We start from the raw sequence: 13,898 nt of genomic DNA, 5'->3' as shown, positions 1-13,898 counted from the left end.
ATCGGTCTGATCGCGATCGCCTTGCGGTGACGGCTAACCGCCGTCTCTGGCCCGGCAGAACAGATCGATCCCGCCGACCTGTCCGCCCTTGAGCGCGATCTCGATGTTCGCATGCGCGCGATCCGATGATGCGCGATTGAGTGGCGCGCCTTCCGCGAGAGGGGCGATCGCGGTCAGCGCATAAATGCCCATTGCCTGCAGCGCATGGCCGGACGTGTCGCCGCCGGCGACCACGGTGCGAGGGAGCCGCGCGGTTTCCAGAATCGAGTCCAGCGCCTCGCCGAGCCCCGCGCCGATGCGCTCGTTCACGGCGCTCGCCGTTGCGCCGCTCGCCTTGATGGCCGCGTTGAGCGCACCGATGGCGGGATCGTCGGGGCCGCTTGCTGTGATCAGGAGCGCATCGCGTCCCGACGAGAGTGCAGTGAGCGCGCGTTCAGCGGCGCGGCCTATCTCCCTGGTCCATTCAGCCGCGTCGACGGCGCGCGCCGCATCAAGCCGCTCGACGTCGAAGCCGTTGTCCGCGGCATGCGCGATCTGCGCGGCGGTGACGGGTGAGCAGGAGCCGGAGACGCAGGCGATGCGCTCGACGCCGGCAAGGCGCAGATCGGGTTTGCTGTCGGGAATCAGGCCCGCCGACCGCCAATAGGCGACCAGGGCCTGCTCGACACCTTGCGAACCGGCGACGAAGAGCCGCTCGCCGCGATGTTCCCAGATCAGGCGGCCGGCTTCGATCAGCGATGCCTGGTCGAGCACGTCGAGCGAGATGATCTCGGTGCCGGCGCTCCTCGCGCGCATGAGCGCCAGATCCGCGCCGCCATTGACCATGGTGACGAAGTCGATCAGTCCGATCGATCGTGCCGTCTGTCTTGCAAGGTGCCGGCCGAGATCGGACTCGTCCATCGGCGTCACCGGATGACGCGACATGGTCGGGTGCCGGTCGAGACGATGGCCGACGCCATTCACGGCCGCGAACAAATGGCCGAACATCTGATAGCGGCCCATCGCCGGCGATCCCACGAGGAGCGGATGCCAAGCGCCGCCGAGCTGCGGCACCGCGAGGTCGATCGCACGCCCGATCGAGCCGATCTGCGGCGAGGAGTCGAAGGTCGAGCACACCTTGTAGTGCGCGATCGGCGCGCCGATCCCTGCGAGCACCGCGAAAACCGGCGGAAGGTTTTGCTCCATCCAGGCCGGATCCTTCGCGCGCGCCGTGCCGGCGATGCCGATGCCGCGGTAATGCCTGGCGGACGTGAGACGCTCGGGCGTCGGAGTCTCCAGGAAAAGGATTGTCGGCAGGCCCGCGAAGGTGAGGGCCTCCATCGCCGCGGACGAGCCGGTGTAATCATCGCCGTAGAAAGCAACGAGTGGACCGTCGGGCAGGGCAGACGCGCCGCTCACGGCTGCGGACTCGCCGTCGCGGCGTCCCATGCTGCGCGCAAATCGGCAACGCCGGCGGCCGGTCCATCGGGATGGGCGAGAATGCCGCCGCCTGCGGCGAAGATCAGATCTGTCGAGCCGAGTGCGCGCCAGGTAGGTAGCGCCTGAGCCGGCGTCTGGCCCGAGGAGAACACGGGCATCGCGATGCATGGCTTGTGCGCGAACATCGGCGTCAGCGCCGCCTTTGCGGAGACGACCACGCTGTCATCGGTCTCGCTGAACTTGTTGCCGATGCCGTTGACGTGCATGTGATCGGCGCCGGCCAGCCGCCAGATCTTGTGCCACGCCGTATAATCCCAGCCGAGCGCGGGATGACGGTTCAGCGCGCCCCAGCCGTTGCGATGTGCATGAACGGGAAGCTGCGTGTGGCGGCCGAGCTCGACCATGCCGGCGAGCCCGACCGAGTTGATGCTCGCCATCACGCAGGTGCCGCCCTCGCTGAGCACCAGATCATGCCGGCGGCGCATCTGGTCGATCTCGCCGGTGAGGTTGAAGGCGATCATGACCTTCTTGCCGGTTCGATCAGCGTGGTCGTTGACGACGCGCATCACGGCGCGCACGCGTTCGTTGAACGGGCAATAGGCGCCGTCCGATTGCAGCTCGTCGTCCTTGATGAAGTCGATGCCGGCCGCGCACAGCGTGGCGACCAGATTGGCCGTCTCGGTGGGGCTGAGCCCGATGCTCGGCTTGATGATGGTGCCGATCAGAGGACGGTCGCTGACGCCGGTCAGCTCGCGCGTGCCGGCGACGCCGAACTTCGGTCCGGGATAGGCGGCGGCAAACGCGAGCGGCAGGCGCAGGTCGAGCAGGCGCAGGCCGGTCAGCTGGCGCAACTCCCACAGATTGCCGGCGATCGCCGTGACGAGATTGGGCAGTGACGCGCCGATATTGTCGAGCGGCCATGACAACGTCACCCGCGCGCGATTCCAGGGGCCATCGGGGTTGATCGGGCGGGCGACCGGGAGCGACGGCGCGGAAATCGCATCAAGCAACTCGATGCTCTCGACTCGGGCGGCTGCACGCGCTTTCAGCTCCGGCGTTTCGCCGGGCACCGCAACGAACGTGCCGCTCGACTGCTCGCCCGCCATGGTTTCCGCGGCAAGACGCGGATCTTCAGGCGTTTCGATCAGATAGTCGGCTTCGATGCGAACGGGATTTTGCGTCACGGGAGCGCAGACAATCTAGAGCTTGGTAAGATCGGGGAACGGGCGCACGGGGTCGCGCCCGTCCCAGCCTTTGGCGGCTGCGCGGATGAGATCGAACATCTTGCCCTTTGGTCCCGCGACTTCAGACAGTTCGATCACCGTTCCCGGATGATATTCCGTGTCGAAATAGACGAAGCGTCCGCGCGCGCCGACTTCGCCGCTCATGACCGGCTTGAAACCCTCGGCTTCGAGACGGGAGAGATCGGCGTCGTAGTCTTCGGTCCAGTAGGCGACGTGCTGCAGACCCTTATGTCCGGCTTTCAGGAAGTCGGCATACATCGACGGCGCATCGTTGCGGATCTGGATCAGCTCCATCTGCAGCGGACCGGAATTGGCCAGCGCCACCGAATTGTGCGGCTCATAGGCCTTGCCGCGATAGTGGTAGTTCACGATTGGAACCCGCGGATTATAGAACCACGGCCCGATGCCGAGCTCGCGGCTCCAATAATCCATGGCCTTCTCGATGTCGTCAACGACGTAGCCGGCTTGCCGGATCTCACCAAAAAAACGGCTCATTGCATGATTCCCATGATCTTCAGAATTTGAGGAAGCCGATCGACAGCCACGGCACGGCTGCGACGATGGCGAGGCCGATGAAGAGGGCTGCGACATAGCCCCAGATGTGCTTGAGGCCTTCGTCCGGCGATATCTTGCTGATCGCGCAGGCGCCGTAATAGCCGACGCCGAACGGCGGCGCGAACAGGCCGATGCCCATCGCGAGAATCACGACCATCGCATAGTGCACTTCATGCACCCCGGCCTGCTTGGCGATCGGAAACAGCAGGGGACCGAACAGCACGATGGCCGGAATGCCTTCGAGCACGCTGCCGAGCACGACGAAGGCCACAATCGAGATCGCGAGGAAGCCGTAGGCGCCGCCGGGGATCGCCGCCATCGCCTTCGCCAGCTGTTGCGAGAAGCCGGATTGCGTCAGTCCCCAGGCCATCGCCGTGGCGCAGCCGATGATGAAGATGATCGCGCCGGTCAGCGAGGCCGTCTCGACCAGCATGGATTTCAGCCGCCGCCAGGGAAACTGGCGGTAGACCACAAGGCCCATCAGCACGGCGTAGGCGATGCCGATGGTCGAGACCTCCGTGGCAGTGGCAACGCCTTCGACCACGGCAGTGCGGATCACGAAGGGCAGCAGGATGGCGGGCAGAGCGACCATTGTGAGTTTTGCGATCTCGCGCTTGGAGGCGCGCCGCACATGGCTCAGATCCTCATGCCGGTAGCGCCGCCACACCACCACGCAGAGCGCGGTGCCCACGACCAGGGCCGGCAGCAGCCCGCCCGTGAACAGCGCCGCGATCGAGACGCCGGTCACCGAGCCGATGGTGATCAGCACGATGCTCGGCGGTATGGTCTCGGTCTGCGCGCCGGTGGCCGACAGCAGCGCGACGAGGTCGCCGGGCTTGGCGCCACGCCGCTGCATTTCCGGCAGCAGCACGGGCGCGATCGCGGCCATGTCGGCGATCTTCGAGCCGGAGATGCCGGAGACCAGATACATGGCCCCGATCAGCACGTAGGACAGTCCGCCCCTGACATGTCCGAGCAGGCTTGCCAGAAACTGGATCATGGCCCGCGCCATGCCGGTCATTTCGATCAACGCGCCGAGGAAAATGAACAGCGGCACCGCGAGCAGGATCAGGTGCGACATGCCTTCATCGAGACGGCCGACCATCACCATCATCGGTACGCTGGTTGTCAGCGCCAGATAGCCGAAGGTCGCGAGCGCAAAGGAGAATGCGATCGGTACGCCGGCGAACACGTTGGCTGCGACCACGCCGACGAAGAAAATGATGAGGTTGTAGCGTCCGAGCGGGGCGAGCAGCGGTCCGGCAAGCCAGAATGCGGCAATCAGGACGGCGGTGGTGATGAGGGCCGCGACGATCAACGCGGGGCGGTGATGCGTCGCGAGCCGGATCGCGGCGACGACGGCCATCAGGGTCATCCCGACGGGAATTGCGGCTGCGCGCCAGGCATTGCTGATCTCCAGCGCCGGGGTGACGATGACCTGTTCCTCGCTCGCATAATCGAAGGCGGGATGCAGGATCAGCGCCAGCAGGGCTAGGGGCGCCACCGCCGCGATCGTGTCGAGAAAGGTGCGCGCGCCCGGGCCGACATGGCTGACGAGGCCTGTCATGCGCATGTGCTCGCCCCGGCGCAGCGCGATCACCGCGCCCAGCATCGAGAGCCAGAGAAACAGGATCGAGGCCAGTTCGTCCGACCAGATCAGCGGGCTGTGGAAGACGTATCGCATGATGACGCCGGCGAGCATGATGCCGATCTCGACCAGCACGACACCGGCCGCGGCGGTCTCGACCACCGCACCGAGCCAGCGGTCGACGGTGCCCAAGGCGCTCGCAAGCCTGCGCGTGCCCGCATCGGAAGCAGGGTGAGCGGTCGCCGCCAGATAGTCCGTCATCTGATGCTCTGCGATCGTCATCGCGCTCAGGCCAGCTTGCCGACGGCGCCTTCGAGCAGCGCCCAGACTTCGTCGCCGAAGCGGCCTTTCCATTCGCTGTAGAAGCCGCCGTCGCGCAGCTTGGCGCGGAACGAGTCCGGCGAAGGCTTGGTGAAGTTCATTCCCTTGCTCTGGAGGTCGGTCTGCACGGTCGCGTTGAAGGCCTTGATGTCCTCGCGCTGCTTCAAGCCGGCATCGTTGATGGCGTTGCTGACGATGGTCCTGAGGTCGGCGGGAAGGGCGTTGAAGGCGCGGGCGTTGGCGATGAACCAGAAGCCGTCCCAGATGTGGTTGCTGATCGCGCAGTACTTCTGCACCTCGTAGAGCTTCGCCACCTGGATGATCGGCAGCGGATTTTCCTGCGCGTCGACAATGCGTGTCTGCAGCGACGAATAGACCTCGCTGAATTGCAGGCTGGTCGGCGAGGACGACAGCGCCTTGAACATGGAGATGCTGAGCGGAGACACGGGCACGCGGATCTTGAGTCCGTCCATGTCCTTGGCGCTCTCGATCGGCTTGGCGCCGCTGGTGATCTGGCGGAAGCCGTTGTCCCACATCTTCTCGAACGTATGGAGGCCGACCTTGGCCATGGCGGCACGGATATGCGCGCCAAGCCCGCCGTCCATCGCTTTCCAGACCTGATCGTAATCGGCAAAGGCAAAGCCGACCGCGTTGATCGCGGCGACCGGTACCAGGGTCGCGACCACGAGCGCGGAGGGCGTGAAGAAGTTCAGCGCGCCGCTGCGCACCTGGGCGAGCATGTCGGTGTCGCCGCCGAGCTGGTTGTTCGGGAAGATGACGATCTCGACCCGGCCATTGCTCTCCTTGGCGACGCGGTCGGCGGCTTCCTGGGCGCGGATGTTGAGGGGATGCGTCAGCGGCAGGTTGTTGCCGTATTTCAGCGAAAACTCGGCCGCCCGGGCCGGGCGCGAGAGACCGCCGATCAGGCCCGCGGCGGGAAGGGCGGACAGGGCTTGCAGGGCGCGCCGACGGGTCAGGGACATGGGCTTCTCCTCCAACAGCGATTTGATGTTATTTGATGTTTCTGCGACAATGTTGATGCGAAAATTGCGGCTTAGAGCTACCATGTCAAACGGTAATGGTGATGGTTTTTGATGTATTTGACGTTTGGGCCCTGAGATGGACAAGCCATTCGCTCGTTCGCTGAGCCGCATCGTTGACGTGGCGCGCCGGGCCGGCGTCTCCACGGCGACGGTCGACCGCGTGCTCAATCGCCGGCCCGGTGTGCGGGCGATGACGCAGCAGCGGGTGCTCGCCGCCGCGTCCGAGCTCGACTACATGCCGGCCGAGAACCTCCTCGCGGCGATGCGGCCCAAGCCGATGCGGCTGCTGTTCCTGCTGCCGTCGGGCACCAACCGCTTCCTGTCGACGCTCGGGCAGCTGATCGCGCATTCCGACGGCCGGCTCGCGCCGTTCAACGTCCATTGTCAGGTCGACACCATCAAGAGCTTCAATCCCGACCTGCTGGCACGCCAGCTCTGGCGCGCCCGCGACAAGGCCGACGGCATCGCTTTCATGGCGCTCGAACACCCGGTCGTGCGGGAGGCCGTCGATAGGCTTGCGGAGCACGGCGTGCCGACGGTGACGCTGATCTCGGATATCCTGAACGCACGCCGCGCGGCCTATATCGGACTGGACAATCGCTCGATCGGACGCACCGCCGGCTATCTGATCGCGCGCTTTCTGGGCGAGCGTCCGGCCAAGGTCGCGATGATCGCGGGCAGCCGCAGCTACCGCGCGCACGAAGAACGCGAAATGGGCTTTCTGCACGTCTTCGAAGAACTGTTCCCGGCGATCAAGGTCGTAGGCCTGCGCGAAGGTCACGATGACGCCGACCGCAACTATCGCCAGACGCGCATGCTGCTAGGCCAGCATCCGGATCTTGCCGGAATCTACAACATCGGCGGCGCCGCCGACGGTGTCGCTCGCGCCCTGAAGGAAATGAACCGGGCACGCGACGTGATCTTCATTGGTCATGGTCTGACCTCGGATACGCGCAGCTTTCTGCTCGATGGGACGATGGATGCCGTCATCACTCAAAATCAGCTCAACACGATGATGAGCTGTGTCGGCATCTTCGACAATCTGCGCGCCGGCCGCAGCGCCATGCACGGCATCGAGGCGCCGCGCAGCGAGATCATCTTTCGCGAAAATATTCCGGCGCTTGGGGGCTAGCGGCGTATCAACGAGCCATGATCGCTCTGGATCATATCGGCTGGCATGATCGCCACGATGCAATTCTGCCAGTGTTTTGCCCGACGAGTCAAACGGCCGCAGCCTGGTGAAATCTGGGCTCGTCCGGCGGCTCAATTTGCGTTTCAGGAGGGAGGCCGCGCGCTCTGCGCCCGCGGGACGATTCAACCAAACATCGTCTCGACTTAAGCCGTGCCACCGCGACCAACCGGCCAATGGCGGTTCTACTGTGCATGGGGTTGTTTTTCAGTTTTTTGTTTGGCGAGGCGCCGGCGGGCGCTCTACAGGCCAGCCGCGACGCCCAGGCGGCCGATCCCGGGGAGCTTGAGCGCCGGCCGCCGGATGTCGATGCCCAGCACCGCGCCGAAGAAATTGATCTCGAACCCTTCGACCCAGCCGATCGTCATGCCGAGGTAACCCGACAGCGAGGCGTAGGCGCCGGTGCGGGAAGGGGTGATGCCGGCCCAGCGTCCACTGTACGGATAGTCCTTGCCGACCGCGGTGGGTGGAAGGATGGCACGAAGCTCGGGAACGGCGTCCAGCGCCGCCTGCACGAAGGTGTTGGAATTCGGCCCGGGCCAGGCGCTGTAATCGCCGTAGGCGCGGAACTTGTAGGTCTCGACGACGTGGCGGATCTTGGGGATCAGCGCTTCGGCCCGCGCGCCGTCGACCGCCACGACGGTTTCGGGCATGGCGCCGAACCAGCGGCCGTCGGGTGCAAATCCGTTGCTCCGGATCGGGTCGCCCCACGCCGTGTAGTCGTACCGGCTGTAGGTGCTGGCACCTTTCTCCTTGACGACGATCCAGCTGTGGACGGCGAAAATGCTGCGCCACCGCACCGTCCGCGCGGCAAAGACCCGGATCAGCGCGTCCGGATTGGCGGATGCCGGCGGCAGCAAGCCGGCGCTCGAGCGATCCGCCGTCTGCCAATTGCCCCGGCCATCGCCGAACAGATAATAGCGCCCGGTCGACAGCCCGATCGGCACGAGGATCAGCAGCAGGAAGAGAATCAAGAGTTTCCTCAAGGGCGGACACGGTCAGGCAGGGCGATGCGATTAATATAGTTCGCCCGCGGGGTCGCGCCAGCACGCTTCCGCTCTTGCATTTGGGAGGTGCGCCCCCATGTTCCCGATTATGATGAAACTGTCCCTCATCGAAGACCAGGCCATCCAGGCGCGAATCGCGGGCATCGCGGGCGCCGAGACGTTCGATCGCATCTTCGCCGGCATCCGATTCGACGAGATCGACGGCAATCTGCTGTTCGCCATTGCCAGGGACGAAGACTGCGCGAGCGAGATCGAAGACGAATTCTCGCACCATCTCGCGGTGGTTGCGACTCAGGTTCTCGGACAGAGCGTCGACGTGGTCGTGGTGCTGCCGAAAGTCCTGCAATAGGCCTTATTTTGGCGTGCAGGCCGGTCGTCCGGGCTTGCGTCTCTGCTTTTCAACGCAATCGCGAAATTGTAATGACGTCATTGGGCGCTTAGGCCCGATGTGCGTTATCGACCGAGCTCACGGGAGGGCTCGTCGGCGCACGCCTCTATTTGCGAAACAAAGTTGGATACAAATTGGCGCCTACCAGGAAAGCCCGGACCGCGACCGGCGCGACAAAGACAAAGGCCAGCTCTAAGAGCAAGAGCTCGAAAAACCAGAGCTCAAAGAGCAAGGGCTCGAAAGGCAAGAGCTCTAACAGCAAGAGCTCGTCGCGTTCTACGGTCTCGTCTTCATCGCCGCTCGGCATGCTGGCGCTGCATCTGCGCGAGCAATGGGAGAAGTCCGGCCGCGACGGCCTCGTGTTCCTCTGTGACAATGAGAACAGGGCGGAGCGGTTGGGCGGCGTGATCCACGCGCTCGACCCTTCGGTCGACGTGCTGGTGTTCCCGCGACTGAACAATCTGCCATTCGATGGTCTGGAGCCGTCGCGCGAGATCGCGGGCAGGCGGAGCTCGGTGTTGCGGCGCCTCGCCAAGGCCAAGAAGCCGGTCTTCCTCGTATCGACCGCAGAAGCCATCATGGAGCGGCTGCCGCTGCCGGCGAGCTGGTCAAAGACCAGCCTCAGCCTGAAAGTGGGCGCGGCCTATTCGGAAGCCGAGCTGGAGAGCCGTCTGGAAGCTCTCGGCTACGACCTCGATGAAGAGGCGGAATATCCGGGCGGCGTCCTGTTCCACGGCAAGACGTTCGAGGTGTTTCCCGCGGGCGGACTTGGTCCTTTCAGGATCGAACATTCCGGCGGCGTGATCCGTAAGATCGTTGCCGTCGATCCGGTCGAGCATGAGGTCGTCTACGAGACCAGGGAATTGCTGATCGATCCGATGTCCGAACAGATTGCGCTCGGAGGCAAGCGCGGACAGCGGGCGACGCTGCCGGATTATTGCGCTCGCGCGCGGTGGATCGTGGATGCCGGCGTGCTGGGCCATGCCGATATCTGGCTGGGCACCATCGAGGAGGCCGCTGGCCGCAGGGATGCGGAGCGCGAGTATCTCGGACGGGCTGACTGGAAGCGGCTGAAGAAGCGCATCAGCGTGCTTCCGCAAAAATCGGCCTTCACGCCGACGCCCGATTTCTCGCAGGCCTCTTCGCCAAGAAAGATCCTCCGCGCATTTATTGACGACATGCAACGCGCCGGGTCGCGGGTGCTGTTCGTCGCGGCCGTCGAGGATGACCTTCGCGCGATGGAGCGGATGAGCGGCATCAAGGCGGAGCGCTGTGCCGATTGGAGCGAGGCGACCGAGGGACGCGATCGCGAAACAGCGTTCCTGGCCGACTTCGATGCCGGCTTCGTCGGAGCCGGCCGCAAGCCTCTCGTCATCGTCACCGCGTCCGACGTGCTCGGCAGCAGAGCCCATCATCCGCAGCCCATGGCGAGGGCCTGGACGGCCGCGTTCGATCATCCTGACGTCGCGGAGCGCGGCGCGGCGGTGGTGCATTTGCAGCGTGGGCTCGCTCTGCTCGACGGCTTGCAGACCCTCGCCATGGGGACGGGATCGCGGCGCGAGATGGTCAGGCTTGCGTTCGCGGGAGACAACGCCGTTCTCGTGCCGCCGGCCGATCTTGCCTTGATCTGGCCGTATGCGGCCGAGCCCGGCAAGCTGGCACGCGACAAGGCGGACGGAAGCACATGGTGGGCGCGGCGGACCGAGGCCGAGGCGGAGATTCAGGTCGCCGCCAGGGCGCTCGCAAAGCACATCAGCCAGCGCCACCGCCGCCGCGCGCCGAAACTGGTCGCACCCGGGCCGCTCTATGAAAGGTTCGTTGCGCGTTTTCCGTATTTCCCGACCGTCGATCAGGCGAAGGCCATACAGGACGTGCTCGATGATCTCGCGGCAGGTCATCCCATGGACAGGGTGGTGTGCGGCGACGTCGGATTTGGAAAGACCGAGGTCGCGTTGCGCGCGGCAGCCGCGGTGGCGCTGTCCGGGAAACAGGTGGCGATCGCGGTGCCGACCACGGTCCTGGCGCGGCAGCATGTCGAAACCTTCCGCAAGCGCTTCGGTCCTCTCGGTATCGACGTCGGAAGCCTGTCGCGAGCGACCTCCGGCCCGGAGACGCGAGGGATCAAAGAGGGCTTGCGAAGCGGCAGGCTGAAAGTCGTTGTCGGCACGCAGGCGCTCTCTGCAAAGGATGTGAAGTTCGCCGATCTTGGCCTCGTCATCATCGACGAAGAGCAGCACTTCGGAGCGGCGGAGAAGGCGAAGCTTTCAGGGCTGGCAAAGAATGCCCATACGCTCTGGATGAGCGCGACGCCCATCCCGCGCACGCTCGCTGCTGGTCTTGCGGGCTTCCGGGATCTCAGCGTGATCGCAACGCCGCCGGTTCACCGGCTTCCGATCGTGACCAAGATCGCTCCGCTTTCGGATGCGGCCATCGCCGGAGCATTGCTCCGCGAGCGGCGGCGGCATGGACAGAGTTTTCTGATCTGCCCGCGCATCCAGGATCTGGAGCCGATGCTGGCGCGCGTGCAATCATTGGCGCCCGACCTCCGCATCGTCTGCCTTCATGGCAAGATGCCCGTCGACGACCTCGACGACCGCATGATGAGTTTCGTCGATGGCGAGGCGGACGTCCTCCTGGCGACCAACATCGTGGAAAGCGGTCTCGATATCCCGCGCGCGAATACCATCGTGGTGTGCTGGCCCGAAAAGTTCGGCCTCGCACAGCTCCATCAGCTCAGGGGGCGGGTGGGGCGCGGCGGAACGCGCGCCTTCGCCTATCTGCTGACGGAGTCGACCTCGGAACAGTCCGAGAAGCGCTTGGCCGTCCTCGAGGAGTTCAGCAAGCCCGGCGCCGGCTTCGCCATCAGCGAGCGCGACCTGGACCTCAGGGGCGCCGGCGATCTGTTTTCCGAGCAGCAGTCCGGGCACGTGCAGGTGTTCGGACCGGTGCTCTACAGTCATCTCCTGAAGCTCGCCTCGGAAAGAGTGAACGACTCGGGCGCCTTTCTGTGGGTGCCCGATCTCAATCTGCCTGTCGGCGACATGTTGCCTGAAGGTTATGTGCAATCGGAAGCAATGCGGCTCGAGATCTATGGTCGCGCCGCCAGATGCCGGAGCGACGACGATCTGGAAGACCTTGAGGAGGAGACCTCGCGCCGTTTCGGCAGGCTCCCGCCGGAGGCGCGCGATTTCTTTGCGGCCGCAAGGCTCAGGATCGATTGCAAGCGGCGCGGCATCGTCAGGCTCGATGTCGGGCCCGAGGCCGTCGCCGCGACTTTCCTCCCCGGGCGGCTGCGGAAATCCAGAGCGCGATCGCTCCAGCGCGACGGCGATCGTGTCGTCTGCGCCGCCCGCGGGCACGCGGACCCGTTCGGCCGGATCGAGGAATTCCTGGAGCTTCTGGACGAGTGAGGCAGGCCTACTGCGGCTCGATTCCGGCTGCCTTGATGATCCGGCCCCATTTGGCGATCTCCGCCTTCAGGAAGGCTTCGAGGGCTTGCGGCGTCGCGCGCTCGGCCTCGACCGGAGCCATGCTGAGCTCGGCAAAGCGGCTGATCAACGCGGGGTCTTTGAGCGCCGTCTGCAGCGCGCCGACGAGCTGGTCGATCACGAGCTTCGGCGTGCCGCGCGGCGCGTAGAGGCCATACCAGGTCGTCACATCGAACTCGGGAACGCCGGCCTCGGCCGAGGTCGGCACGCCAGGCAGTGTCGCGACGCGCGTCTTGCTGGTGATCGCGTAGCCCTTGATCGTGTTCGACTGGATGTAGGGCGTCGGTCCCGTCGCGGGATCGCAATAGACGTCGATATGGCCGGCGATGACGTCGTTTAGCGCGGGCCCGCCGCCCTTGTAGTAGATTTGCGAGAGTTTCGTATCGGTGGTGCTCATGAACATCAGGCCGCAGAGCTGCGAGGCCGAGCCGAGACCGACATTGCCGAAGGTCATCTTGTCGCCCTCGCTGCGGATGCGCGCGATCATCTCGCCGAGATCCTTGGCCGGGAAATTCGGCCGGGCGACCAGGATCATCGGGACATCAGTGACGAGCCCGATCATGGCGAAGTCGCCGACGGGATCGAACGGCAGTTTTGCGTAGAGCGCGGGCGCAGTGGCCTGGCCGACATGCATCAGGAGCAGCGTGTAGCCATCAGGCGCGGCCTTGGCGACGCGGTTGGTGCCGAGTGTTCCGCCGGCGCCGACGACATTCTCGATGACGATGGACTGCTTCAGCGTCGCGCTCATGGCGTTGCCGAGAATTCGCGCGATGACGTCGCCGGGGCCGCCGGCGGAGAAGGGCACGATCATCGTGACCGGGCGGGTGGGGTAGTCGTCTGCGATTGCCGCGCCGCAGGGCGAGAGCAGGAGACACAGGATCAGCGATCGTACCAGAGACAACATCGAACACTCCCTGAATTCTTGTTTTTCTAGTCGTCGGAAGGCGCCGCCTCCTTGGCGGCGTTTCGTTCAATCATGTCGAGCGCGGCCACCGCAGCCGCATTGATGTGATCGACACAGCAGCGCTCGGCGAGATCTGGATCGCCGTTCTGGATCGCGCGCCAGATCGCGGTGACCTCGCGCAGGCTCTTGTTGATCCGTTTCGGCTGCGACATCGACGTGATCCGCAACAGCTGGATCCGGTCGTGCAGCGGCTTGAGCATGCGCTCGATGAAGGCGTTACGGCATCCACCGATCAACGCGGCGTAGAAGTCGGTCTTGGCTTCGAGGCTCCCGACGAGGTCCTGCTTGGCTGCGGCCGCCTTCAGTCGCGTCAGGGCTTCCCCGATCCGCCGAGCCACTTCCGGATCGTGGAGTCTGGCGCATTCGCGGCCGGCGAAACCTTCGAGCACCGCGCGCGCCGCGTAGAGCTGCCGGGCTTCTTCGAGGCTGATCGTGGAGACCACGGGGCCGCGGTGCGGCACGATGTTGACGAGGCCGTCGGCTTCGAGGGCACGCAGTGCTTCACGGATCGAGGGGCGGCTGACGCCCATCATCTCGCAGAGCTCGCGCTCGACCAGGCGCTGGCCCGGTTTGAGTGTTCCGGACATGATCGCCTCGCGAAGCTTTTGCGCGACCATCGCCCGGACGGTCGGGACGTCCTCGATGCGGAGTGTCGACTGCAATTCGCTACGTCTTTCCATGTCCGGACCCTG

General features: G+C 65.0%; 12 protein-coding genes. 3 read left to right on the top strand and 9 right to left on the bottom strand.

The window, feature by feature from the left end:
* Positions 1 to 33: 33 nt before the first annotated feature.
* From OWC48_RS02805 to OWC48_RS02785, 5 genes are read right to left on the bottom strand one after another with little or no spacing between them, the layout of a single operon-like run.
* On the bottom strand, positions 34 to 1,428 hold the full coding sequence (locus OWC48_RS02805) for a four-carbon acid sugar kinase family protein (RefSeq protein WP_282518557.1): 1,395 nt from the start codon (positions 1,426 to 1,428) through the stop codon (positions 34 to 36).
* Complete coding sequence (locus tag OWC48_RS02800; RefSeq protein ID WP_282518556.1) at positions 1,395 to 2,603, bottom strand: ribulose-bisphosphate carboxylase large subunit family protein; 1,209 nt, start codon at positions 2,601 to 2,603, stop codon at positions 1,395 to 1,397. Before OWC48_RS02800 ends, OWC48_RS02805 begins: the two co-directional genes overlap by 34 nt.
* Positions 2,604 to 2,618: 15 nt before the next feature.
* The gene (locus tag OWC48_RS02795) at positions 2,619 to 3,158 is read right to left on the bottom strand and encodes a VOC family protein (protein ID WP_282518555.1); all 540 of its coding nucleotides are present in this window, start codon (positions 3,156 to 3,158) and stop codon (positions 2,619 to 2,621) included.
* Between the two features lie 19 nt (positions 3,159 to 3,177).
* Positions 3,178 to 5,088, bottom strand: coding sequence for a TRAP transporter large permease subunit (locus OWC48_RS02790; RefSeq protein ID WP_404979684.1), 1,911 nt, complete (start codon positions 5,086 to 5,088; stop codon positions 3,178 to 3,180).
* Between the two features lie 5 nt (positions 5,089 to 5,093).
* Complete coding sequence (locus tag OWC48_RS02785; RefSeq protein ID WP_282518553.1) at positions 5,094 to 6,110, bottom strand: TRAP transporter substrate-binding protein; 1,017 nt, start codon at positions 6,108 to 6,110, stop codon at positions 5,094 to 5,096.
* Positions 6,111 to 6,246: 136 nt separating this feature from the next.
* Between OWC48_RS02785 and OWC48_RS02780 the strand changes: the two genes are divergently transcribed.
* Positions 6,247 to 7,302, top strand: a complete 1,056-nt coding sequence (locus OWC48_RS02780) for a LacI family DNA-binding transcriptional regulator (protein ID WP_282518552.1) — start codon at positions 6,247 to 6,249, stop codon at positions 7,300 to 7,302.
* 299 nt (positions 7,303 to 7,601) lie between these two features.
* Here OWC48_RS02780 and OWC48_RS02775 read toward each other — a convergent pair whose 3' ends face one another.
* Positions 7,602 to 8,333, bottom strand: a complete 732-nt coding sequence (locus OWC48_RS02775) for a DUF3750 domain-containing protein (RefSeq protein WP_282518551.1) — start codon at positions 8,331 to 8,333, stop codon at positions 7,602 to 7,604.
* 121 nt (positions 8,334 to 8,454) lie between these two features.
* Between OWC48_RS02775 and OWC48_RS02770 the strand changes: the two genes are divergently transcribed.
* Entirely contained in the window at positions 8,455 to 8,715 is a 261-nt protein-coding gene (locus OWC48_RS02770) for a hypothetical protein (protein WP_071917581.1), read from the top strand.
* 145 nt (positions 8,716 to 8,860) lie between these two features.
* Here the strand turns inward: OWC48_RS02770 and OWC48_RS02765 are convergent, their stop codons facing one another.
* Positions 8,861 to 9,061 (bottom strand): hypothetical protein, encoded by a 201-nt coding sequence (locus tag OWC48_RS02765; protein ID WP_282518550.1) that lies wholly within the window; start codon positions 9,059 to 9,061, stop codon positions 8,861 to 8,863.
* Here OWC48_RS02765 and OWC48_RS02760 point away from each other — a divergent pair.
* Positions 9,060 to 12,164: a DEAD/DEAH box helicase gene (locus OWC48_RS02760; RefSeq protein ID WP_282518549.1), complete on the top strand. Its 3,105-nt coding sequence runs from the start codon at positions 9,060 to 9,062 to the stop codon at positions 12,162 to 12,164. The two genes, OWC48_RS02765 and OWC48_RS02760, sit on opposite strands and share 2 nt — an antisense overlap.
* Before the next feature lie 7 nt (positions 12,165 to 12,171).
* Here the strand turns inward: OWC48_RS02760 and OWC48_RS02755 are convergent, their stop codons facing one another.
* Both OWC48_RS02755 and OWC48_RS02750 read right to left on the bottom strand, forming a co-directional pair.
* Complete coding sequence (locus OWC48_RS02755) at positions 12,172 to 13,146, bottom strand: tripartite tricarboxylate transporter substrate-binding protein (protein ID WP_282518548.1); 975 nt, start codon at positions 13,144 to 13,146, stop codon at positions 12,172 to 12,174.
* 26 nt (positions 13,147 to 13,172) lie between these two features.
* Complete coding sequence (locus OWC48_RS02750; protein ID WP_282518547.1) at positions 13,173 to 13,886, bottom strand: GntR family transcriptional regulator; 714 nt, start codon at positions 13,884 to 13,886, stop codon at positions 13,173 to 13,175.
* Between the last annotated feature and the right edge of the window lie 12 nt (positions 13,887 to 13,898).

Origin of the sequence: Bradyrhizobium sp. Arg816, from assembly GCF_029989365.1 — a bacterium.
Lineage (GTDB): Bacteria > Pseudomonadota > Alphaproteobacteria > Rhizobiales > Xanthobacteraceae > Bradyrhizobium.
Note: the sequence above shows the minus strand (reverse complement) of the source record. Positions and strands in the feature narration are given on the sequence as shown.